At 56.2% G+C, this 23203-nt stretch carries 16 protein-coding genes and 1 tRNA gene; 10 read left to right on the top strand and 7 right to left on the bottom strand.

What is annotated here, in order from left to right; genetic code table 11:
- Positions 1-314: 314 nt before the first annotated feature.
- Complete coding sequence (locus tag JAO77_RS22925; protein ID WP_198992877.1) at positions 315-1115, top strand: SDR family oxidoreductase; 801 nt, start codon at positions 315-317, stop codon at positions 1113-1115.
- A gap of 246 nt (positions 1116-1361) precedes the next feature.
- Here the strand turns inward: JAO77_RS22925 and JAO77_RS22920 are convergent, their stop codons facing one another.
- Positions 1362-2171, bottom strand: coding sequence for an SH3 domain-containing protein (locus JAO77_RS22920; RefSeq protein WP_198992876.1), 810 nt, complete (start codon positions 2169-2171; stop codon positions 1362-1364).
- 45 nt (positions 2172-2216) lie between these two features.
- Between JAO77_RS22920 and JAO77_RS22915 the strand changes: the two genes are divergently transcribed.
- Both JAO77_RS22915 and JAO77_RS22910 read left to right on the top strand, forming a co-directional pair.
- A tRNA-Lys gene (locus JAO77_RS22915) sits at positions 2217-2289 on the top strand.
- An 874-nt stretch (positions 2290-3163) separates the two neighbouring features.
- The gene (locus JAO77_RS22910; RefSeq protein WP_198992875.1) at positions 3164-3586 is read left to right on the top strand and encodes a BLUF domain-containing protein; all 423 of its coding nucleotides are present in this window, start codon (positions 3164-3166) and stop codon (positions 3584-3586) included.
- A 1664-nt stretch (positions 3587-5250) separates the two neighbouring features.
- Here JAO77_RS22910 and JAO77_RS22905 read toward each other — a convergent pair.
- Entirely contained in the window at positions 5251-5478 is a 228-nt protein-coding gene (locus JAO77_RS22905) for a hypothetical protein (protein WP_198992874.1), read from the bottom strand.
- A gap of 2783 nt (positions 5479-8261) precedes the next feature.
- On the opposite strand from JAO77_RS22905, the gene JAO77_RS22900 reads away from it, so the two are divergent.
- Positions 8262-8558 (top strand): hypothetical protein, encoded by a 297-nt coding sequence (locus JAO77_RS22900; protein WP_198992873.1) that lies wholly within the window; start codon positions 8262-8264, stop codon positions 8556-8558.
- 175 nt (positions 8559-8733) lie between these two features.
- The gene (locus tag JAO77_RS22895; RefSeq protein ID WP_198992872.1) at positions 8734-9819 is read left to right on the top strand and encodes a PAS domain-containing sensor histidine kinase; all 1086 of its coding nucleotides are present in this window, start codon (positions 8734-8736) and stop codon (positions 9817-9819) included.
- Between the two features lie 27 nt (positions 9820-9846).
- Here JAO77_RS22895 and JAO77_RS22890 read toward each other — a convergent pair whose 3' ends face one another.
- The 5 genes from JAO77_RS22890 to JAO77_RS22870 all read right to left on the bottom strand — a co-directional run bounded on the left by JAO77_RS22890 (position 9847) and on the right by JAO77_RS22870 (position 19350).
- The gene (locus tag JAO77_RS22890) at positions 9847-10512 is read right to left on the bottom strand and encodes a DUF6766 family protein (protein ID WP_198992871.1); all 666 of its coding nucleotides are present in this window, start codon (positions 10510-10512) and stop codon (positions 9847-9849) included.
- A 168-nt stretch (positions 10513-10680) separates the two neighbouring features.
- On the bottom strand, positions 10681-11205 hold the full coding sequence (locus JAO77_RS22885) for a hypothetical protein (RefSeq protein WP_198992870.1): 525 nt from the start codon (positions 11203-11205) through the stop codon (positions 10681-10683).
- Positions 11206-11404: 199 nt separating this feature from the next.
- On the bottom strand, positions 11405-12217 hold the full coding sequence (locus JAO77_RS22880) for a LytR/AlgR family response regulator transcription factor (protein WP_198992869.1): 813 nt from the start codon (positions 12215-12217) through the stop codon (positions 11405-11407).
- Positions 12218-12373: 156 nt separating this feature from the next.
- Positions 12374-18430, bottom strand: a complete 6057-nt coding sequence (locus tag JAO77_RS22875; protein ID WP_198992868.1) for a carboxypeptidase-like regulatory domain-containing protein — start codon at positions 18428-18430, stop codon at positions 12374-12376.
- Positions 18431-18633: 203 nt separating this feature from the next.
- Positions 18634-19350 (bottom strand): 3-ketoacyl-ACP reductase, encoded by a 717-nt coding sequence (locus tag JAO77_RS22870; RefSeq protein ID WP_198992867.1) that lies wholly within the window; start codon positions 19348-19350, stop codon positions 18634-18636.
- 140 nt (positions 19351-19490) lie between these two features.
- Between JAO77_RS22870 and JAO77_RS22865 the strand changes: the two genes are divergently transcribed.
- From JAO77_RS22865 to JAO77_RS22845, 5 genes are all read left to right on the top strand, one after another.
- On the top strand, positions 19491-20354 hold the full coding sequence (locus tag JAO77_RS22865) for an urease accessory protein UreD (RefSeq protein WP_198992866.1): 864 nt from the start codon (positions 19491-19493) through the stop codon (positions 20352-20354).
- A gap of 6 nt (positions 20355-20360) precedes the next feature.
- Positions 20361-20951: a YdcF family protein gene (locus JAO77_RS22860; RefSeq protein WP_198992865.1), complete on the top strand. Its 591-nt coding sequence runs from the start codon at positions 20361-20363 to the stop codon at positions 20949-20951.
- 56 nt (positions 20952-21007) lie between these two features.
- A complete protein-coding gene (locus JAO77_RS22855) occupies positions 21008-21835 on the top strand; it encodes a phosphatase PAP2 family protein (RefSeq protein WP_198992864.1) in 828 nt (275 codons plus the stop codon).
- An 89-nt stretch (positions 21836-21924) separates the two neighbouring features.
- A complete protein-coding gene (locus JAO77_RS22850) occupies positions 21925-22335 on the top strand; it encodes a lysozyme inhibitor LprI family protein (RefSeq protein WP_198992863.1) in 411 nt (136 codons plus the stop codon).
- Between the two features lie 89 nt (positions 22336-22424).
- A complete protein-coding gene (locus JAO77_RS22845) occupies positions 22425-23183 on the top strand; it encodes a helix-turn-helix domain-containing protein (protein WP_198992862.1) in 759 nt (252 codons plus the stop codon).
- The last annotated feature ends 20 nt before the right edge of the window (positions 23184-23203 follow it).

Raw genomic sequence — 23203 nt, 5'->3', positions numbered from 1 at the left:
CGGTGCGCCTATGGTACTGCCTTCACCGGTGGGAGAGTCGGTCGCCGCCAACTTTACAACGAGAGAGCCCCCTGCCCTTGCGCTTTGACCAGCGCCCGGCAGGGGGCTCTCCGCATTTTAGCCCGTCCCGCATTCAACCTCATTGTTGAATATGGTTCATTTAATTCAATGATTTCGCAGGTTATGAGCGTAAATACTAGATTGCTTATATACCCACACTTGCGCGTAGAATAAAGTTGTGCTTATTTATTGCGCATAGATAAGTTGTGGGTATTGTAATTTGCAAGAAATAGTTTAGCCTCTTATTCTCGATTATGAAAGACACAGTTGTTTTAATCACGGGTGGTACATCTGGGATTGGCCGAGCTTGCGCATTTGAGTTTGGCCGTGCAGGGGCGCATGTAGTTATTACAGGGCGTGACGCGGTGAAGCTAGCAGTTACGATTGCTGATTTGACAGTTGCTAACATTAAATGTCATGCGGTGCAAGGCGATGTAGGTATATCAGCCGATGCTAATCGTGCAGTTGTTGAGACTATAACCACTTTTGGCCGCCTCGATGTACTTATTAATAATGCAGGACTAAGTATGCGCGCAAAGTTTGCTGATGCTGATGTAAAGGTTTTAGAACAGCTTATGCAAACTAATTTCTTTGGTACAGTATATATAACCAAAGCAGCTTTGCCGTACCTATTGGCTTCTAAAGGTACAATTGTAGGAATTAGCAGTATCGCAGGTTATAGGGGGCTGCCAGGACGCACAGGCTATTCAGCATCTAAGTTTGCAATGAATGGTTTTCTTGAGGCATTGCGTACTGAGTTACTACCTCAGGGTGTAAATGTGCTTACTGCTGCCCCTGGTTTTACAGCGTCTAATATTCGACACACTGCATTGCTTGCTGATGGGCAGACTCAGAATGATACTCCACGCGATGAGGAAAAAATGATGACAAGTGAAGAAGTTGCTCATCATTTGCGTCGGGCAGTGGAAAAACGCCAACGCAGCTTCGTACTTACCAATGAGGGTAAGCTGGTCGTTTTCTTAAATAAATGGCTACCGGGATTAATGGATAAAATGGTGCTAAATAAATTTCGTAAAGAAGAAGGAGAATTATAAAAGATATATGGTTAATTATTGATATTGCTGATGTTCTATAGCCTGTGTCTTCTTTTTTCTTTTGATATAATAGGAATAGGACTTGGTATAAATTTATTATTGTTAACTCTATTTGATAAAGTTAATAATAGCTACATCTTGCGCTGATAGATAATTTATAATAGAAAAATTAAGTGCACTTCGTCTAAGCAGAGGTATTCAGCTATATATTTTTAGCTGATAATACGCCTCATGTTATAAGTATAATCATTCAATTACAAAAGTGTCGCCGGCGCGCACATAGGCTACGCGCTCTTGCCAGCGCACACGTAGCCAGATATCCTGGCGCCCAAGTACGGGCAAGCGGTCACCAGGGGCTGCAGTACTTAGCCAAGCTGCGCCTGCGCCTGGGCCAGCCATCAAGGCTACGCCGGGGCGTGCGACAATACTAGTTGACGACGGACGCAGCAAATAGAGGTAAGCGATGGTGCCAAGTAAATATACACTGTAGAAGAGCCATATTCCTTGGCTAGTGCGCCTGCGTCGTAGCATGAGCCCTACTGCTAATAGTACTGCTACACTCAGCAGCCCCTGTAATATCGGATAGTAATAGCGCTGTATTTGTACCCTTATTTCTTGCTGCCAAGTGGTAGGGTAGCCTACCAAGCGCTGCCGCTGTGCAAGGCTGGCTAGCTGTCGCCATGTACTCAAGCGGGGCTGTCGCACTAAAGCCATATTAAGGTACAGTATCTCGGCAGCATAGTGCATCTGCTGATGCTCAGCGTACGCTAGTCGTAACAAAAGGCGCGCTGATACCTTTCGCTGTTGCCAAATTTGGGCTCGATAAAGTGGTAGTACGGTCTTGAACTGCCCTTGCTCAAATAACGAGTCGGCTATTTCAATCTTTGCGGGCTGTGAGGCATTAGTATCAACCGCAATTTTTTTAATGTCTGTTGATGAAGCCAAGATGCAGAGAGGCAATACAATAAAGCTGCTCAGCAATGTAATGGCTTGGAATAGGGAGGTTTTTTTTAGCAGCAAGGTTGTCAGATTCAAAATGATGCTGTACTTTTGCACCCACAAAAACGGTAATACACCGCGAGTTGTGAACGCAAAGGTATCGGTTCTGTAGCTCAGCTGGTAGAGCAGTACACTTTTAATGTACGGGTCCTGGGTTCGAATCCCAGCGGAGCCACTAAAACCCCCTCAGATAAGAGGGGGTTTTTTGTTGTAGTTAGTTCCTTTGGAAAAACTGTTGTGTCTTCGTGTTATGGAGAAGACGAAAGCGTTTTTTAAGAGCATGTACGTTAGTGCTCGATTGAAGATAATGCTTGACATAGAGAAAGCCAAGTGTGGTTAGCTATGAATAGGATGCTGGTTAGATAGTATCTAGGGTATTGTCACCGATAAAAATCATCTGAGATGAATAACTGAGCACGAATTGAAAAACGTCGAAGCTTGCCAATACAGTTAGCGCTATGTAGATTAGTAAAAAAAGCTATGGCAGCTAAGAACATACGGTATGTGTCTGAAGAACAGGAACAGGAGTATGAAGAGATAGATTTTGCAACGCACGCCGATAATAAAACGGATTTTGAGTCAGAAATGAGCGAGCCGCGTTGCCCGGATTGTAACAAACTGCTAGCTTGGCACGAGAATACTTGTGCCGTAGTGCCACTTGAAGCTGTGGCGATGCCGGCAACGGTTGTAAGGGCTAGCGTAACATGGGTATTTGCGTATGAGTTAGGGCATCAGGTATTGCCGGTGACTAGTACTGCGCCCCGAATAGTTACCTGGCGGAGCAATTAAAAGAACGGCATCCGAAGACGAGTATAGTGCATCGCGTGCTAGTGTATAGCCTCGATGAGGGTTACTGGGACTGCTATCGCGAGGAGGAGTTGCAAGTCGCCTAGGGGCTGGGTAGCGGTTGTGTATAAACTATGTGAAAGCGTTAGACTGTGAATACTAAGAGTTTATAACGTAGAGTGCAGCATGCGTAGCCTAGGCGGAAATTCGGCGACTGCGCCTTGATAGAGTATGCCAAGGCCTGCACATGTACTTTCGCACCTATGCATCATATTATTTACTTGAGCCGGGCTACAAAGCGCCCGACAGACGACGAGCTAGCTGCTCTACTAGCACAGGCCCGGACTGCGAATGCCCAGCAAAATATAACAGGCGCCCTAGTATATGGCGATGGGCAATTTATGCAGATTATCGAGGGTGATGAGGCTGCTTTAGCCATGCTCTACGCGCGGCTACTTCAGGATGGGCGCCATGAGCAAGTATTCAAATTCGCTGATAAACCCATTGCGCAGCGCAGCTTTGCCGATTGGTCTATGGCCTTTCGGCCAGTGTCAGCTGCTGAGTTTGCCGAGTTGGCGGGGTATGTTACGCCGGAGCAACTAAATCTGAGCGCTCCTGGGCTAAGCGCCACCGATGGCATGCTCCTACAAATGATGAAGTCCTTTGTTCTCAATCCGGGAGTTTAAAACTGACGGTGTGCAACTAGAGCCCATAACTCCGATGCTGCCCTCACGTACAAGCTAGCCCACTTTCCTTTGCCTGTATGCAGCCACATCCGCCCCAACTACCTACTGACGATGCTAGCCGCCCAGTGCCAAAAAGGCTGAGAAAAGGTATGCTTTTGTTTCTGCTTGCCATTGCAGTAGCTGCGGCTCTCATTGCCTATGCATTCCCCAGAATGCAAGGCAAAGCTGCCCAAGGACCAGCCTCCGCGCAACCGGCAACCCCGCGGGCACAGCAGGCTCAAGCTGACGCTTACAAGAGCCCCGCCGCTAAATAGCCGCTTGCTAGGTGAACGGTCTGGTGACTTGCCTAGGTAAAGGGCACATAAGCAAATTATGCTAACCTAGGCAGTTTATACTGGCTTCTGCATTAACTAAGCGTATGAGGTCAACCTGACTTAGTGAGTGCCTGTTGGTTGCTTGCTTTTAAGCACAAGCCTACTAGAGATTAACGCGCGAAGGGTAATAACTTACTTAAGAACCAGCCAACGTACATTGCATGAGTTAGCTAGTGATTAGGTATGTTATTGAGCCAAGAAGTTCCTGACCGGCGGGCTTATGTGATGGCCATCTGGGATGAGAAGAGGCAAAGACTGTGCTCGGTAAGCGTTGCTCGCTAAAAGAGTCAGGGCTTGAGGAGGATAGGTGCAAAAACTGTGTAACAACTGCCTCTGTATTAACGGCGATAGGGTGGGAGGCAAGTAGCTAAAAGAGAAAGGAAGCGATGCGGACTATAAAAGGTGAAGAAGCGTATTTGGTCGATTTGATATGGCCGGAGTTGATGCCTGGGAAGCTACCAGAGCCCCCGCCGATTCATGATACCCCTAGTACCTCTGCCGACCCTGATTCTGGGCAAACCTTTACGCTGATGGGGTGGCGTGGTGCCGGTTGGCACATAGTCTTTTTCGACAAGCCTGCGGGTTAGCGAGGCCCAGGTATATGTTAGCGGGCGTAAGGCCACTTACTGCTTGCTGAATACCAGCTAGCTGGTAGAAGTAGGGCGTTTGTGTACTTATGTTGCGCAGAACGTAGGTCTTGCGAGACGCAGTGAGTATTTAAGTCGTGATAAAGCGGACAATCACAATCCGCAAGGCAGATTTTTTTCGTAGTTTGACAGGAATTGACCCAACTGCAGATGTCTCTAATTAGCTTTTTAGTAAATAATTGCTAGTTAGAACAGTAACGAATTCAACCTGTGTATACGACTACGTCTTCTACAGTTCACATTTATTTCGAGAATTCGGTTGGTCGCTTGCTAGAGCATCCGGCAGGACACTATATCAGTGTAGAATATCGCACAGGCCCGCGCCAAATAAGTGAGCTGCAGGCTTTTTTAACACACGCTGGGCAGCTTCTAGCCCACAGAGGGTGGGACAAGCTTCATAGCCATCAAGGCTCGATGACTGCTCTTACGACCGAGGAGGTAGAGTGGCTAACAGGCTATTGGCGCACCAAGCCGCAGCAGCGTACTGATATGCTCTATGGCGCGTTATTGCTGCCTCACGACGTATTTGCGCGACTTTCTTGGAAGGGTAGTAGCGGCTCGACTGCCACGGCAAAATAAAAGCATGTGCCTTGTGTAGTAACCTTCACTCACACCGATTACTATTTTAGAATAGCGAACTTCCTTAGTTGATAGCTATCTTAAAATAGGCAGTGCACTCGGCCGCAATGTCGGCAGGCAAGGCGGGGTCTACCCAAAGTACAGGTTGCAGATTAACCCACTGTGGCTGTACATACTCGGCCAGCGTGGCGGAGCGGTGCTCACCTTCTGCGGCGTACCTAGACCTCTGGCTAGCAAAATAATCCTGATGCTTTTCGGCTAGCACTTGCATGGAGTTTTCGATTGCCTTCATTTTACGGGCAACCACTTTGCCATAAAGAAAGGCGTTGATGTCTTTCATAGCGCATATGCAGATGGCGCCTTCCCTGTACGCGAGTAGGCAAGGCGCTAGTACTTGGTATCTGCAATATTAAGCGACTAACTCAATAGCCGCAACGTTGACTGTTGTGCAACAGCCATCTCGTACCGTAGTTATAGCCACGCTGTTACTCTAGCGGCTCTTGGGAGAGAGTGCTATGTTGCACTAGTGCGAAAGCAAAGAAGCTGACAATAGAAGCAAGAATGAATAGGACGAAAACCCAAATGGCTAAATAGCAGTAGATTGCCAAGCCGCCGATTACCCAAAGTAGGGTAACTAATAAACTGGTGAACATACTTCGAAGCGTGGTGGGAATGAAAAGAAGAGCTAAATACGGAGCTACTAATCCGTATTATACAGGCAGAAAGTTAACCCGTAATTGAATAATTTCAAGTAATAGGATGGGAAAATAAAAACAAATTTTTAAGAAAAGTGACTTAATAGTGCTAACATCTCAGAACTAATGGGTCTGCGTATGTAGCATAATAGTAACAAGATTAGATAATAAGATATTAATAAACAATCGAATAAATTAAGCATATGAGGAGGTTTTAAGTAGTATGCGCACGCTGTTGTTTTTTATATATGCTTTTTGTTAAATAATGATTTATGGCCACGTTACCTTGTAAATTGTCTAGCTGGTGGATAATCTTATCCCTTCTTACAACTGCATCTCTAAAGTAGCCAATTCGGCTAAGCATGGGCGTTTCAAATGAAATAAGATGGCATCGCTTAGCTCTGCTTATCTGTCTGCCAGAATATTATGGCAGCGGCCCCTTTTGCATCGCGCAAAAGGGGCCGCTATAGATAACGTTGAACTTAAGAGAATGCTGTATATATAATTAAAATACTTTGTTGAATCAATTCAAAATTGCCTTGTATTTATCGACTATATCGTGCTTGTGAAAACCCAAAGCCTTAACAGGGTATAAAGACAACACTGTAGCCAGTAGGCCATATAAATTAAAGGGTAGCGGCCGATACTGCTGCTATGCGTAGTAATGGCGCCTGTGCGGCTTTGGGGGTGGCTAAGGCCGGCTCATGAGGAGCCCGGGCGCGTAAAAAAAAGAACAGCCCTACTAGTAGAATCAACACGAAGAGAACACCAACGAATGCAGTACGGAGAACACCAAAAGATAAGCCTGGGGCTTCGAGTGGAGCAGTGGATTGATGAACGAGAGGATGAGCCGAGCGTTTCATAAGAGAGCGGGGTGGGATTACATACCCTGCTAACGGTAGATTTTAAACGCCGGTTCACTATCTGAGGGAAATCTGATTAGTATTAAGGCAAGAGTTGTGTCGTTGGTAGACTTGCTTGGATACTATGGGTAGATAGGGAAGAAATACCACCTAGATGATTAGTATGATAGTTTGCTTAATATAATATCCTGTTTTATTTATTATTATATAGTTAAGGCATTCAGAAGGTTGTAAAAAAAATAGTCATTGTTTTATGAGGTAGTAGCTTATGGCTGATGCGCTTGAGATGGTAACGTTTCATGTTTATACACCATTTCATAGCCAACTGTGATACCACTGTTGCTAACAACTGTTAGTGAGACAATACTAAGCCTGAGCCTGACGAGAATCAAGCTAATAGCCTTGCAGTTTTTAGCTGACAAACGTGTTGATTAGCGGTGCTTAATAAAAATGAAAAAGTCTTTACACTGCACCCTTACTACTTTAAGTAACCCAGAAGCCGGTCATGTGCGTAGAATAACTTGATGACCACTCAGCCACCCCCCCCTAATTACCTGCCAGCGGTAAACTATCAGCTCGAATACCAAGCCGGGTTGTTGCCTAATAAGGCGGGTCCTGTTCCAGCCGCTACAGTAGCGTCGGTGCGAGAACGTGCGTGGCTGGGAGCCGATTTTACCCACGTGATTGTCACACGCTAAGGATACGCTCTTCTCTTGGTATCCTCTACGGCCCAATACAGGGTGGATATAGAAAGTAGCAGGACCACTAGTTAATAACGAGCGCTTACGGATGCGAGATAGCGCAGAAGCGCCAAAAGTGTACATTTATTATTGGATATCAAGTTATTGGATATTTAGAGTAGTAGAGTGGCTGACTCTAGTAGGATAAAATGGATTCGTTTAGCGGGTAAATAGTTCGCGTTGCTCAACTGACTAACGTTTAGAGCGGGTTGTTATAGATGCACTACTTGCATTAGATTTGTCCAAATAAGTAGCTTCCGAGTACCAGCTTTAGTGGTGGATGATAATTGGCTTGCTTATATAGCAGGAATCTACGACAACGATATCTATGTTTAACCGCCACAGTAGCGATAATGCACTTTATCTGCTCATGCTTATTACGCTGGCGGTTATCAGCTTATGGGTATATCGGCTAATATTCTGGCTTCTAGGACAGCTGTGGTACTTCTTGCGTGCCTTATAGCTGACTTTTGAGTTCGTGAATAGTAATAGGTGCAGTAATAAGAGTATGGTTATTAGCTAGTAAGCTCCATTATGTAATGGTTAGGCAGAGTGGAGCTTTCTCAGTTGGCAGCCTCAATAGCGAGAACGTAGTAGGCAATTATGAAGCCCCTGAAAGCCGGGTCAGCCAGAAGCAGGAAGCTAAAATTGGTACGCAGGCGATATACCCTGTGATTAAAACCAGATAAATAAAAAAAATGCAAAAACGCTTTGCTTTTACGTTTTTTGATAGCTTAAATTTGCGATGTTGTTGATAAGTTAATTATTGTATTATATATGGAATATTCGTGCTACAAAGATGCGTTCGATGTTGTTGTAAAGGATAATGACGGGGTATTGCCGGATTTATATGAGGTGTTCGATTTTATAATTTATTCTCGGCCATCCAATTTAACGGAGCCACTTACTGTAGCTGAGATAGTGGCTTATGCTATTATAGAGGCCAGCGAAGCGGAAGTAATCGAAGCAGCAGTTAAGGCAACTGAGCGAGAGCTTACCAGCGTACCCGTTGTGGTTGGAGAGCCGTTGTACTTAACCAAGCTGTTTGACCAAGCGTCGGTATCGCTCAATTAAGGTCATAGTCTTCGTGCATCCTGTGCATGCCAACAAAACCCTGCGGCCCCTAGGTGGTGCGGCAAAGGGGCTCTAGCAAGCGCAGGATGCAGTACTTGGTATGCTGCGATGATAGACACACAGACTAGGAGATACGAAGTATAGGGGGTAAGCTTAACGCTAGGTACCTTCGCGTATGTCTGAATACCTAGACCTACTCCGGCCGCTGTTCGAGCATCGCAATGAGATATATTTCGCTTACGACCTAGGCGCGCAGCGGGTAGTATACGTGAGCGCTGCCTACGAGCGTATCATTGGTGACCCCGGCGAGCATATCAACGACGATTTGCCTTACTTGCTGACACGGGTGCACGCTGACGACTGGCAGTTTTTGCAACAATGCGTGGCGCAGGCCGCGCTCGAGGAGCTAGTGCAGGACGTGGAGATACGCCTCAGCAGAAGTAACCAAGGGCCTCAGTGGATGCAGGTGAGCGTGTGCCGGCGGCAACTGCCCACTGGTGCTCATTACTTGGTGGGATCGGCGCGGGACACCACGCGCGAAAAGGAAGTGCTGATTAACGGGGAAAAGTTTAACTCGAAGAAGAATGCGACGCTCGAAATATTGTCGCACGACTTAGCTGCCCCTTTGGTTTTGCTGCAGCAGCTAACCGAGCACCTCACATGGGAGCTGCCTACGCCTGACGACAAAGTGCAGGAGGTACTGCACCTGATGCAGCGCACGTGCACGCAAGGCATAAACCTGATTCGGGACTTTGTAGATAACGAGTTTCTAGAATCGTCTAACGTGGAGATGCGCTTCGACCGGGCCGACCTAGTGGTGTGGCTGCGCACCTTGATGGAGGAGTATCAGCACTCAGAACAGCATATGCACCTGAACTTCGGCTTTGTGGCTAGCGAGGAGCCCATTTACGTCAGCTTCGACATTAATAAGCTGCAGCAGGTTGTCAACAACTTGATTTCTAATGCTATAAAGTTTACGCCCGACGGCGGGCAATTAATGGTGAGTATTGAGCGCCGGGGGGAGCATGCCTTATTGCAAGTGGCAGATAACGGCGTCGGGATTCCTGCGGACTTGCAGGGAGTATTATTTGAGAAGTTTACCAAAGCGCGGCGGCCCGGGCTGCGTGGCGAGCGCAGTACAGGGCTGGGCATGTCGGTGATAAAAACGATTGTGGACCTGCACCAAGGGCGTATTTGGTTTGAGAGCACCGAAGGGCAAGGCACTACGTTTTACCTGGAGCTACCCGCACTGCCGGCCTAGGGCCTTATCAGCAAGCCCCTAGGTGGGCTACTTGCCGGTTTCGGTGGTAGGAGCATCTACTGGCTTGGACTGAGGCGAGGCCTGCTGGCGCAGGAAAATCGACAAGCCCACCAGCGAGAAGATTGAAACAAACTCGCTTTGCCAGTTCTGAAACGACTCGAACCAGAAGCGGGCCGTGTGCAAGTAGCCCCACACCGTGACGAGGGGCTTGCCTTCGTGGGCTTGTTCGATGTTGTAGACCGTGGCTCCGCCGCGGGCGTGCAGGTAGAAGGCCCCAAAAAACAACCCAAACAACGCTAGGCTCAGCGAGTGCCGGTAGAGGAGCAGCCACACACCGCCCCGGCGCACTGGCCAGGGCGCGCCGGGCTTGGCGGGGTCGGGCTGCTGGTCTACCTCCTCGGGCTCGTCAAGCTTTTTAGATTCGGGCGAGCCTTTTTGGCGCAGCCAGATGGTAAGCACCACGTACACGCCCATCTGCAGAAACTCGCTTTCCCAATTCTCAAATGTGGCTTCGAGTAAGTGACCCGAGTGCAAGTATTGGCCTAGGGTGAGGGGGACTAGCCCCATTTGCTGCAAGTCATCGTTGTTGTCGTGCCAGCCCGTAAGCACCTGGCCAAGCAGCGCGCTCGCAATGAGCCCAAACGTGACAAGTAATAAGCCATTCTGATAAAAGAAACGAGATAAGCGGGACATGAGGAATAGGAAAGCTGATAGGATGAACCAGGCTGGTAAAGCGGCCTAGGTGCCAGGTACGCCTACGGCCAAGCGAAAGCCAGGGATGGCGCATAAGCTGAAGCCTAGCCATAAAAAAAGTCCCGGCCAGTGGCCAGGACTTGCTGTAAGAAAACCCAAGCTCGGCAGCTAGCGTGCCGAGGTGGTAGTGGGCGTTAGAGTTGGCTCCAGCGAGTCGTGGTAGCCCAGGCCGTTAAGCATAAAGCGGAAGTTGCTGAAGGCCCGCACAGCTTTGGCTTGGCAGGTCAGATTTACGTACACGGCGCCGGTAGCGGCGCGCTGCGCGCTATTGGGGAGCGGGCCGGGCTTGCAGGCAGCATCGCGCAGCGTTTTGACAATGACATTGGTGCTCAAGTCGGCCGCGCCGAGCTGATACACGCGCACCGAGGCCACCTGCGGGCAGCCGCCGTCGGCCACGGTAGTCCAGTCAATCTGCACCGGTACGGTTACGGTTTTGCCAGTGCCCACCACAATATCGGTGGTGTAAGAATAGGTGCGGGGCTGCTGCGCCGGGGTAGCGTAGGTGGTATCGTAGCACAGCGTTTTGGTGGCCGCGATGGGCTCGGCCGAAGGAGCGCTCTTCACGCTTGTGTTCGACTCGCGGCAGGCAGCCAGCGCGGCGAGCGCCGCCAAGCCAAGTAACGACTTTTTCATAACAGAATAAGGTGGACCAATAGAAGTAGGTACGCCTCAAACGTAAGAAAAACGGGCTGGTTATGACCAAAAGCCGCCCGCCAGATATTATCTGAGCAGTGTGCAGTTTTTAAGCTGAATAGTACCGCTAAAGCAGTTGCTAAGGCCGAGTAAACTCATTTCTGCCACTGCGTAGCAAAGCACACCTATGTTAGTAAGCTTACAGGCTGGTTTGAAACACGCGGGCCAGTACTTCGTCTTGCAAGGCTGCCCCTAGAGGCAGGCGCCGGCCCGCCACGGCCAGGGCATTGCCAACTACGGCCGTAGTGTGGCCCAGGGCCACGGTACAGGTGGCGTTGATGCGCAGAAACTGTGGCTCGGGCAGCTGGTCGGCCAGCGCGGCAAAAGGCTCTTCGGTAACTAGCTCGTAGTGCAGGGTTTTGATGCGCGTGCGGCCGCCTAGGTCCTCTACATACAGCACTTCAGACAGGCGTAGCTGCACCAGTTGCTTATCTACCCACAAGTACAGGCCATCGGGGCGGGGCTGGGTGTGCAGGCCGCCCGCGAGGGCCGGGGCAGCGGCTGGGCGCTGGGTGTGCAGGCGGCCCGCCACTTGCCGAAAGCGCGTCGGGCAAAAGGGCTTCAGCAGGTAGTCGACCACCCCGTAGGTGCCATAGCTCTGCAGGTTGTAGTCGGGGTAGGTAGAGGTGAGCACCACGGCTGGCCCCTGGCCTGCCGGGCGCAGCAGCCGCAAGCCCTCTAGCAGGGGCAGCTCGATGGGCAAAAACAGCACATCGACGGGCTGTGTACGCAGGTAGGCCAGCGCCTGCGCCGGGCTGGTGCAGCTGGCCACCAGGGTAAGAAACGGCGCCTGCTGCACGCAGGCCGCCAAAGCGGCCGCCGCTCCGGGGTCGCTATCGACGACAAGGCAGCGAAGAGCCGCAACGGGGGCCGGGGCAGCAACGGACGAATAACGCATGGCGGACAGCATGGCGGGGCTGGGTTTGAGGTCGCCACCGATGGCGAATTGCACTTAGCTGACGCAAAACTATTGGGGCGTTTTTCGGCCTGTCGGCTTTTTAGGTGAATAATCCAAAACGGGCGGTGAACGGGCTATTTTCTCGCTTAGCCTGCCTATAGCGCTTAACCAATGGTTCGGGTTACTTAAGGTTAGGGCAGGGGTTACGGCTCACTGAATGCCCACCTGCTTGCTGCCCGTGCGGCCAAACTTGGTGGGGAAGTACACCAACTCGGCGCGGGCGGGATTAAGGATGTATTGCCCGCGGTAGCGTGGCTGCAGCGCCACCCGGAAAGTATGCCGCCCCACCGGCAGCCGGTCAATAAAAATGCCGGTCTGATGACGCAACTTTTCGCGGTGGGTTTCGAGTGGGTGGCGCGCTGGGTTGGGGCCGTATGAGCAGCCCGCCGGAACAGGCACTTCGAGCAGCACGTAGCGCGCCTCCGCTTTCACATCCACGGTCACAACAAGTTCGGCGGGCTGGCCGGCGCGTAGGCTAATACGGTGGCCAGTTTGGCCACCTAGGGTAGTAGTTACGGTGAAGGGCTTGGCAGCGGGCGTGGGTGCGGGATTCCAGCGAGTTTGATAGGCGGTGGCGTACACGAGCAGGGTGCCGGTTTTGTGTAGGGTAAGTGCGCCGGTAGCGGGTAGCTTCAAGGTGAAAGGAAACTTGCTGATGGTGCCCGCCGCCTCGGCGGCCGGCGCACTTTCCAGGCGCACTTGAGCCGTGGCCGCTTGCCCACCAGGACCTAGCAAGTCGGGGCCGATGGTGGCCAGTATCTGAGCGGCCTCGTAGGTGCTGCCCCAGTAGCTACCGCCCCGGAGGCCTAGCAAAAACGTGCGCAGTCGCGCTAGCTCGGCGGCGTGACCGCCTTGGGTGCGTAGTACGCGGTAGGCCAGCAGAGTAGTGCCCACGCGGTCGGGCAGCAGGTAGCGGTAGTAGGTGTTGCGGCCCGCCGTATCGGCATAGAAGGCACCGCCCAGCTCAGTGCGCAGCCGGTAGCGCCGCAGGCTGTCGAGCTGGTAGGGCAGGCCCAACTGCTGGCGCAGTTCTACGCTGGCCAGGTAGCGGTCGAGGGCGCGGCGGCCGGGCTGAGCACGGTCGAGGCGATCGAGGTAGGTGCGGTAGTCGGTGGCAGTGCCGAGCTGGTGCAGCAAGCGCAGTAGGCGCAGGGCTTCGTCGGCGTCGGGGTTAGGCGGGGTGGGAAGCGCAGCGGTGCCGCGCCGTTGGGCAGCCAGCACTACCGGTGGGGTGGGGGCACCTAGGCGCTCATCCAGCTCGCGCAGCAGGCGGGCTTGCAGCTGCGGCTTGTCGAGGTCGATTTTGAAACCCGCTTTTTCGGCGGCTAGCAGGGCCTCCAGCGCGTGGGCCGACACCCAGACGCTGGGCGCGGCCCCCGGCCAGGTACCCCACAGCGCCTCGGGCTGCGGCCGGCCCTGCTGCAGCTTGCGAATGAGCGCCTGCACCGCTCGCTGCCCCCTAAATTCTTCGCCCCGCGCCGCCCGAATGCGCTGCTCTAGCAGCAGCGCCAGCAGCTTGGAGGCCAGCTGCTCGTGGCAGAGGTAGGCGTACTCCTGCACGTGCCGAATCTCGGCCAGCAGCGTGGGCAGCGCGTCGCTTTCGAGATGCACCGCGACCTCCCCTAGGGTGGGATTTAGGGGAAGCGTCAGGGTAGTGTCGGGGGCCATGATGGCCGCGAAGGTGCCCAGGTGCTCGCGGGTGCCGGCCGGCAGCACCGGGAAGCTGCGCTGCTCGCCATCGGCGTAGCCCGAGGGCTGCGCGAGGCTAAACGTAACCTGCACCGAATCGGCCCCGGTGGCCGGGGCGGCCACCGTCAGCGTATCAACGACCGAGGTACCCACGCGCCGCGCCTGGCTGCGCACGGTTTGCGTGCCTATCTTAAAGGTGGTAGTCACCTGCGCCGTGTCGGGGTGGTAGTTCAAAACCTTGCCCAGCACCTGCGCCCGGTCGCCGGCCACCAGAAAGCGCGGCCCGGCCAGCTCGGCCAGCAGGCCCTTAAACGAGCGCAGCCGCCCGGTAGCCGCGCCCGTGCGCCGGTGCCCGTCCGAGCCAATCACGAAGGTGTCCCAGCTGGTTACGTCGTCGGGCAGTACCACGTCGGTAGTGGCGCGGCCTTGCGCGTCGGTGACGAGGGTGGGCCGCCACCAAGCGTAGTCGCGGAAGCGGCGCCGCAATGCCAGGCGCGGGTCGCCGGTGGGCACGTCGGGCAGGGTGGGCGGGGCCGGGGTGGGTAGCAGCTTAAGCTTGCCTAGGTTAGGGCTACCCGTGGTGCTGATAATGAGCACGCCGCTGGCGGCCTGGGAGCCGTAGAGGGCCGTGGCTTCGGTGCCCTTCAGCACTGTTACGTTGGTGATATTATCGGGCGAAATATCAGCGAGGCTGCCGCTGTACACTTGGCCATTGACCACGAGCAACGATTGATTATTGCCAGACAGAGAGCTACTACCGCGAATCCTAATACCACTGTGGACATAGCCGTTGCTGGAACTAATGCTCACACCGGCTACCCGCCCACTTAGACCTGATACCGTGGCTATTGATGCGGATAGATTACTCCGCATTTGTGTTCCGTAGCCCACTACTACCACTTCGTGCAGCGCCGAATTTAGAGCCGAGTTACTTATGCCCAGCTTGAAATAGATTTCATTAGTAGTGGTGATGTCCTGTTCTTCAGATGTATAGCCAACATAAGCGGCGAGTAACGTAAGGCTGCCTGGTGGTATGCGCAGCATGAAACTGCCATCGATAGCAGTAACAGTACCGAGGGTTGTGCCCTTCACCAGAATCGTTACCCCTGCCAAGCCCTCTTCGGTCTCAGCATCCAGCACCTGCCCGCGCAACGTGCGCCAGTTAGGCTGGGGCGGCCCCGACCGCCTAGGAAGTAGCTGCGGTGCGGGCACCGGCCGAGCGGGCGGCGTCGCAGCCGGCTCCTGCGTCACGCGGAAGTAGCGCGCCCGCACCAGCCGCCCAATGCGGCGGCTAAGTGCCCCGGCTGGCTGCCGGTCGGCCCAGCGCAGTTGGAAATACAGTTGGCCGTTGGCTTGCACACGGGCCAGCTCCCTAGGTGCCAGGCAGGTGCTGTCGCTGAGCAGCACGGCTACTCGGTAGCGGCCGGGGGCCAGGGCGGGTAGCTGCCCCTGCCGGCTCAGGCGCAGGTACTTGGGCTGGTCGGGGCGCGTGAGCAGCACGTAGCGCAGCGTGGGTAGCGGGTATCGGGCCGTATCGAGGCGCGGCGGCAGGCGCAGGGCTAGGCGGCCCTGGCCGGGCAGCGTACGGGTAGGCTCGTCGAGCTCGGGTTCGGGCTCGAACGGAGCGGGGTAGAGCTGAGACCGAATGTCGGCCTCGGTGAGGGCAAAATCGGCTAGTGGCAGCGCAGCCCGTAGGCCCGACCCATCGAGCCGGCCAAAGCGAGCCGGTGGCACGGCCACCATTTTTAACAGCTTGGGTTGCGGCGTATAGGCAAACAGCGGTTCGAATAAAAATTTGAGGCGCAGCCCATTCGCGTGGCGTAGCAATAGTGAATCGGGCCGGAAGGGGCCGGCCTGGTGGCGACCCAGCCCGTAGCTGTAGCCTGGCAGCACCCGCAGCAGCCGGCCCTGCCGCAGTGCGGTAAAGGCGGCGTTGCGGGGCTCATCGACCAACAAAATAGTACGACTCAGTGTGAGCTGCTCGGCGGGTGTGAGCAGGTACGGGCGCCTTTCCACTGTCAGCTCGGGGCTAGGGTGGTGGAGGTCTACGCTCAGCGTGAGTTTGTGCTGCGGGCGCAGGTACACCTTGCGCAGGGTAATGAGCTGACCGGGCAGGCGCAGGCTCAGCGTGTGGCGGCCGCTGTCGGCCACCATCGTGTACGGGTCGTGCTCGTTCACGTCGTGGATGTAAGCCGGCTGCCCATCGATGTACACCGCAATGGGGGCCAGCACCCGCCCCGAGTCGACCACGAACGGCGCTACCTGCGTGAGCCCACCCGGCGCGGGCCGATACTCCTGAAACGCGCCGCTTGCCGGATATAGGAAGCGGTAAAATTGCAGCGAATCGAGCCCCAACTGCGTGCGCCAGCGCGCCCACGGCAGCGGCTGATGGGCCGCCGCACGTTGGTCGAACGCTGCGCCCAGCTTGAAGCGCCGCCGGGCCGCCCGCCCCACCACCGGCCGCGCCAGCGCGGGCACGGCCGGCAGGGTCGGCGCGCCAAACTTATGGTTGTAGGCGTAGGCCGTGAGGTCGGCATCGGGCACGGGCCGCCCGCGCTCGTCGGTGACGGTGAAGCCAAGCTTGATTTTCTGGCCGGGGTAGGCCACGGCGGGCTGGTCGGTGGCTACCAGCAGCTGGCGGGGCGGCGCGCCCACTGTGTATTCGGCCACGCGCAGGGCCGCGCCCCAGCGATAGTGCATCGATACGTGCCAAGCCACCGCGCTTTTATCCTTGATTTTTAATTGGTACGCCGACCCGTAGCCTCGGTAGCGCAGCGCATTTCCCCGGTATACGAAGTACCAGAACGGCACTTGGTGCGGGTTGTTCACGGCTAGCACTACCGAGTCGGCGGTGCGGTCCGAGCGTAGGCTAAGGTTGGCGTTGCCAGCGTCGAGGTCGAGGCTGGCCGAGCGGCCCGCCGCATCGGTAAGGCGGTAGGTAGCGGCAAGAAAATCGACCGGCACACTGAGCGGTAATTGCACGGCGTGGGCTGGGGTGGCGGCCCGGCCAGGCTCCTCGCGGCCACCTAGGTGTAGCGTGGCGCGGTGGGGCCGCGCCACGCCCAGCGAGTCGTAGCTCAGGCGCACCGAGTCGGCGCTGAGCGTGAGGAGCAGCCGGCCGGGGTCGCGCTGGTAGGCTACGGCAGCGGTTTCGAGGTGGCGCTCGTTGTCGGCGGTGAGGAAGGTGGCCTGCACCGCGTAGCTAAAATCCACGTCGGGGAAAATGCCGGGCGGCAGGTTGATGCGGGTTTCGCCCACCGGGTCGAGGGCCTGGGTGTGCGTCCAGAGCGTATCGGCTATGAAAACCTGTTGCCTAGGTAGCGCCCCCGGCTCGCGCTGCGGCACTACGGCCAGCCGCACCCGCGCCTCAAGCAGGGGAAGCTCGTTGGCATCGGTGCCGCGCAGGTACACGGCCTGCGGCTGGCCGTGGCGCTGGGTTTTTTCGGCTACGCGCAAGGTGTAATGCGCATTATCAAGCTCATAATCCTCCACCTGAAAGTCGCCGCTAGCCAGCTCGGTGCCGCGCGCGTCTTTCAACTCGAGGGAGGCGTAAGAATCAGCCCGCAGCCCCAGCGTATCGGCCAGCGGCAGCACGTACTCGTAAGAGCCGGGGCGCACCGGGCGCAGCTTGGCTATTCGTTTGTCGTCGCCCCGGCCCGACAGCCACAGCGTAAGCGGCCCCCGGTAGGGGTGGCCACTGCTGCGGCGCAGCACCCGCGCTTTTAGGCGCAGGGTGTCGGCGGTGGGCCGGTAGCGTGGCTGGCTCAGTACCAAATAGCTAACCCAGCGCTGCTTGCGTTGGTACTGCCGCGTGCGCTGGCGCTCGTCGCGTACGTCTTCATCGAAGGGCGAGCGCAGTAGTCCCACCAAACCCGTAGTGGTGTTCGATGCGTGCCCTAGGTCGCGCCCCAGCTGGTACAGCGGCCTCGCGGCATAGCCCAGCGGCCAGCCAAATACCACTCGCCGCCACACCCGGCCGCCCAGCGAATACAGCCCTTGCCGAGGCTGCTCCAGCGCGTGAAACGTAGTGCGCCCGCCGTAGCACACGGCCAGCAGGCCCGCGTGGCCGCGCCGCGCCTGGCGGTAGGTGCCGGTAGCAGCATCGAAGGGCACCGGGCGTCGGCCCAGCCGCACCTGCGCCCCTGGCAGCAGGCGGCCCAGCGAGTCGCGCACCACCAGCGCCAGGTCTATTTGGTTGCTGAGCACCTCCACGGTGCGGTTGGTTTCGGTGCGCAGCCAGTACACTAGTTGCGCGCCCTCGGTGTGGGCCACCAGGTAGTAGCCCAGCGGCAGCCGCCGGGGCCGCAAGCTGTCGGTGGGAAACGAATCGACGGGTACCGCAAAAAAATCGGGCCGGGCAGCACCTAGGCCGTGCTCGTAGAGGTGCCGCGTCTGGGCTTCGGTGAGGCGAAAAACCTTGGTGAGGTAGCTGCTTTGCCGAGCCGCCGCGAGGCGCTGCTGCGCCTGGGCGGTAGAAAATATTCCGCAGAAAAACAGGAAGAGTAGCAGTCGCGGCATAGGGTAGGGTACTGGCGTGCGCCAGTACGATGCCGATTTGGAGCGGATTGCACAAGAAGGGCATCCGACAGGGTAAAAAGAAAAACGGTTGTCCTTGCGAGCGTAGCGAGGCAATCATACCCTGACGGAGCCTAGGCAGCCCGTCCTGCTATAATTACTTCGCTGCGCTCGCAAGGACAACCGTCTTCGCGCGTGCTTACTCGCTATGGGTTAGTCGACCACATGCCCGCTTCCTTAATGAAAATGCGGCGGTTCAGCTTGAGCTGCGCAATCATAAACTCGGCCAGGTCTTCGGGCTGCATCACCTTGTCGGGGTTGCCGTCGGTGAGGTTGTTGTTGATGGCCAATTCGGTAGCGACCGTGCTCGGCGTGAGGGCCGACACCCGGATATTGCTCTTGCGCACTTCCTGCATCAGCGCTTCGGTGAGGCCCATGAGGGCGAATTTAGACGCGCTGTAGGCGCTGCTGCCCGCCGAGGCGCGTTGCCCCGAAGTAGAAGCCACGTTGATGATGTCGCCGCTTTGTTTGGCCAGCATGTCGGGCAATACAGCGCGGGTCACGTAGTACACGCCCAGCAGATTGACGCGGATAATGCGCTCCCATTCGGCCGAGGGCATCTCCAGGAACTTGGCAAACGTGCCGATGCCCGCGTTGTTGATGAGAATATCGGCTGGGCCTAGCTCGGCTTTGAGCTGTGCCACAGCAGCGGTTACGGCGGCTTCGTCGGCCACGTCGGCCGAGGCTACGGCGGCTTTCACACCTAGGGCACGCAGTTCAGCAGCCACTTCTTCTAGCTGATTGGTAGAGCGGGCCAGCAGGCCCACGTTTACGCCTTCTTTGGCCAGGGCCACAGCTACGGCTTTGCCGATGCCTTTGCCTGCGCCCGTTACGAGGGCAGTTTTTCCGGTTAGGTTTTCCATGAGAAATGATAAGAATAGGTGGCCGTATAACTAGTATTCGGGCCGCGAGGTTGGCGGCCGGGCCGTAGCACGGGCTTTTAGCCCGCGAGTATTAGCGGAAGTATTCGCGGACTAAAAGTCCGCGCTACCTTGCTACCCCAATGCCCGACAACGCCACCCCGTGGAGCGCGCTCACCGTGGCCCAGGTGCGCGGCCAGTCGCGCCTGGTGGCCAGCCGCAGCCTCCAGCCTCTCAAGATTATCAACCCCGCCGCCCCGGCCGGCCCCGCCTGCCACGCTGTGCTGGCTAGCTACGGCGGCGGCCTGCTGGCCGGCGACAGCATCCGGCTGCGCGTGCGCTGCGAGGCTAGCAGCCGCCTGCTGCTCAGCACCCAGGCCAACACGCGTATTTTCAAGAGCATCGACGGCCGCCACGCCGAGCAGCTTACCGAAGGCTACGTAGCCGAAGACGCCCTGGCCGTGGTGCTGCCCGACCCGCTAGTGCCCCAAGCGGATAGCCGCTATCACCAGGCCCAGCACTGGCACCTGCACGAAAGCGCTACCCTACTGCTGGCTGACTGGACCCACGCCGGCCGCACCGACCTAGGCGAGAAATTTGCCTTCACCTCTTTCAATACCGAGCTGCGCGTGACGGTAGCCGGCCGCCTCACGCTGCTCGACCGCTTCGCCCTGCTGCCTGAGGAGCACTTGGCTACTTCGCAGGCCACGTTTGGGCCGTATCATTCGGCGCTGTCACTCTACTTGGTGGGGCCGCCCGCCGGCGCGCAGTTTCAGCGGCTGGCTGCCGCGCTACGCCAGCTGCCGCCGCCCGGCCAAACGGACTTGCACGCCACACTGGCCGGCCGGCCCTACGTAGTAGCCGTGACCCAGGCCCGCGATAATGTGCTGCTAGTGCGCGCCCTAGGTATGTCGCGCCTCGATTTGGAGCCACTATACCAAGCTGTGTCAACAGCGCTGGCGGGGGCGGAGCTGCTAGGATTCAATGCCTTGCAACGCAAGTATTAGACTGCTATGCATTATCGTCCTTCCTGGCTCAGAAAAATAAAATATGGCCTGGGTCTGCTGGCGGCCTGGGTGCTGGTGCATACGCTGGTCATCACTTGGGATGGCCTGCGCGATGACCAGCAGCGGGCCGACCTAGGTGTGGTTTTGGGCAATAAGGTCAATGAGGATGGTACGCTGTCGCAGCGGCTAACCCAACGCTTGGCGTGCGGGCTGGCGCTCTACCGCAGTGGCTACGTGCGGCAATTGCTAGTGAGCGGCGGGCTGGGCAAGGAGGGATTTTATGAGGGCACCAAAATGCGCGACTACCTGCGCGCTCACGGAGTGCCCGATTCTGTTATTATCGTGGACAATGCCGGTAATACTACTCAGCAAACCGTGCGCAACACGACCCGCCTGCGGGCTGCGCAGCCCATTCGGAGCGTGTTAGTTGTGTCGCAGTTCTACCACATCAGCCGCACCAAATTGCTGTTTCGGCAGGCTGGCTTCACGGCAGTGAGCGGCGCGAGCCCCGCTTATTTTGAGTGGCGGGACATCTACTCGCTGCTTCGCGAATTTGTAGCGTATTACCACGCCTTACTCTTGCCGCAGGCAGACTAAGCACCTAGGGAATAACCCTAGCCATAATGGCTGCGTTTAGGCTCATTTCTAATTGTATGAAGAACTTCTCCGCGTTAGTAATTGCTGGCACCCTAGGGTTGGCCAGCGTCCCCGCCTCTGCCCAAAAAGCCCCCTCGCCCTACCACACGCGCTTTGCCGTAGATGCGCCCATTATTGCCGGCGAGCTGGCCGTGAGCGGCTTTGGCCTCTACCGCTCCATGCAACGCAGCGGCCTGAATGCCACCGAGCTGGCCGCGCTGCGCAAGGAAGACGTGCCAAGATTCGACCGCTTTTCGGCCGGCTACTATAGTGCCCGCGCCCAAACGGCCAGCGACCTGCTGTGCTACCCTTCGTTGGTGATAGCCCCCGGCCTGCTGGCCCTAAACCCGGCCATTCGCAGCCACTACGGCCAAACGCTGGCGCTCTACGTGCAAACCGTGCTGGCGGCCGACGCGCTATTTACTACCTCCATCAGTAATATTCCGCGCTATCGGCCCTTCCTCTACGGCTCTGAAGGAGGCGATTTGCGCACCAGCCGCATCCAAACCAACTCATTCTTCGCGGGTCACACGGCGCATACGGCCGCCGCTACCTTCTTTGCGGCCAAGGTCTTCCACGATTATAACCCCGACTCACCGGCCCAGCCCTACGTGTGGGGGGCGGCCGCAGCCGTGCCCGCGGCCGTGGCGTATTTCCGCATTCAGGCCGGCAAGCATTTCCTGTCCGACAACATTGTGGGCTACGCTGTAGGGGCCACGGCCGGCATCGTGGTGCCGCAGCTGCACAAGGTAGCCGCCCGCCAGGGTGTCTCGTTTGCGCCGCTGCAAGGCGTGAACATAAACGGCTATTCGTACAGCGGGCTGCTTTTAAGCAAGCAGCTCTAGGACTGGCTGGCGGACCAGCCAGGTAGCAAAATGCCTGTGCCTACCGTATGCCCGCGAGTATCAAACAGCTCCGTGCCTTTTCGCAACTCATGAAAATCCTCCTTCTACTACTGGCGTGCAGCCTCTTTAGTATCAGCAGCTTCGGTCAGTCGCAGGCTCAGATGAACCAAGAGGCCGATGCTGCCTACCGCAAGGCCGACCAAGAGCTAAACCGCGTCTATCAGCAGATTTTTAAAGAATACCGTACCCAAACTGCCTTTCTGCAAAGCCTGAAAACCGCCCAAAAGCTCTGGGTTCAGTTTCGCGATGCCGAGATGAAAGCCCGCTACCCCGCCGCCAACTCGCTCGTCGAATACGGTAGCTTCTTCCCCGTGTGCTACTCTAATGGCCTCGAAGAGCTCACCAAAGCCCGCACTAAGCAGCTTCGGCTGTGGCTCACGGGCATCCCAGAGGGCGATATGTGCAACGGCTCAGTGAAGGTGGCTGGTGCTAGGAAGTAGGTTGGCTAGCTAGGCCGGCCCCGACTTGGCAACTCTGGCTAGCGCTAGCGTGCAAGCCGGAGTTGCTAAGCGGACTAAATTCGTCCTAGATGGCTTTCCGAGACCTTGAATACCGCACGGCACAACCCGCGCCTGAACTGGCCGAGTTTGTGGAAAGCTTCTGGATGCTAGCCAACTACTCGGATGCCGCCCAAGCCGTGGCGCTCGTGCCCGATGGCCGGCCCGACCTGGTGTTTGCCGACTCAGCCACCGAGCCCTACCACGTAGTGCTGCTGGGCCTGGATAGCCGGCCGAGTGCTCCCCTGATTCCGCCCCGCGCCCGTATGCTGGCTATCAGTTGGAAGTTGCTGGCGGTCGAGTACCTGTTGCCGGTGCGTATCGCTGCTTTGTTGCACACGGGCACTTATCTGCCAACTGACTACCTAGGCGTAACGGTCGGCGACTTAGACGATTTCGACGGTTTTTGCGCCAAGGCGTCGGCGGCGCTTCTAGGTCGGTTGCCGCCCGCATTAGATGTGCGCAAGCGCAAGCTCTTCAGCCTGCTCTATGCTTCTGGTGGGGCCATTACGGTAGAGGCGCTGGCCGACGCGGCAGGCTGGAGTAGCCGCCAAATCAATCGGTATTTCCAACAAATGTTTGGCTTGTCGCTCAAGGCCTACTGCAATATTCTGCGGTTTCGCGCCTCCTTCTCGCATCTCAAAGCCGGCAAGCTTTTCCCCGAGCAAAACTTCACCGACCAGGCCCATTTTATTCGGGAAGTCAAGAAATACGCCGGCGTAGTGCCCAAAGAGTTGGCCCGCAACCAAGACGACCGATTTATACAATTCTCCACCTTGCCCCAAAAATAGTTTTGTGCTGAATCTCACTC

The organism is Hymenobacter sp. BT559 (assembly GCF_016427535.1).
In the GTDB taxonomy this organism is placed as follows: Bacteria; Bacteroidota; Bacteroidia; order Cytophagales; family Hymenobacteraceae; genus Hymenobacter.
Note: the sequence above shows the minus strand (reverse complement) of the source record. Positions and strands in the feature narration are given on the sequence as shown.

Coding starts and splice junctions, on each gene's coding strand:
- JAO77_RS22925 (WP_198992877.1), top strand. CDS start 315: ATGAAAGACACAGTTGTTTTAATCACGGGTGGTACATCTGGGATTGGC.
- JAO77_RS22910 (WP_198992875.1), top strand. CDS start 3,164: ATGCATCATATTATTTACTTGAGCCGGGCTACAAAGCGCCCGACAGAC.
- JAO77_RS22905 (WP_198992874.1), bottom strand. CDS start 5,478: ATGAAGGCAATCGAAAACTCCATGCAAGTGCTAGCCGAAAAGCATCAG.
- JAO77_RS22900 (WP_198992873.1), top strand. CDS start 8,262: ATGGAATATTCGTGCTACAAAGATGCGTTCGATGTTGTTGTAAAGGAT.
- JAO77_RS22895 (WP_198992872.1), top strand. CDS start 8,734: ATGTCTGAATACCTAGACCTACTCCGGCCGCTGTTCGAGCATCGCAAT.
- JAO77_RS22890 (WP_198992871.1), bottom strand. CDS start 10,512: ATGTCCCGCTTATCTCGTTTCTTTTATCAGAATGGCTTATTACTTGTC.
- JAO77_RS22885 (WP_198992870.1), bottom strand. CDS start 11,205: ATGAAAAAGTCGTTACTTGGCTTGGCGGCGCTCGCCGCGCTGGCTGCC.
- JAO77_RS22875 (WP_198992868.1), bottom strand. CDS start 18,430: ATGCCGCGACTGCTACTCTTCCTGTTTTTCTGCGGAATATTTTCTACC.
- JAO77_RS22870 (WP_198992867.1), bottom strand. CDS start 19,350: ATGGAAAACCTAACCGGAAAAACTGCCCTCGTAACGGGCGCAGGCAAA.
- JAO77_RS22865 (WP_198992866.1), top strand. CDS start 19,491: ATGCCCGACAACGCCACCCCGTGGAGCGCGCTCACCGTGGCCCAGGTG.
- JAO77_RS22860 (WP_198992865.1), top strand. CDS start 20,361: ATGCATTATCGTCCTTCCTGGCTCAGAAAAATAAAATATGGCCTGGGT.
- JAO77_RS22855 (WP_198992864.1), top strand. CDS start 21,008: ATGAAGAACTTCTCCGCGTTAGTAATTGCTGGCACCCTAGGGTTGGCC.
- JAO77_RS22850 (WP_198992863.1), top strand. CDS start 21,925: ATGAAAATCCTCCTTCTACTACTGGCGTGCAGCCTCTTTAGTATCAGC.
- JAO77_RS22845 (WP_198992862.1), top strand. CDS start 22,425: ATGGCTTTCCGAGACCTTGAATACCGCACGGCACAACCCGCGCCTGAA.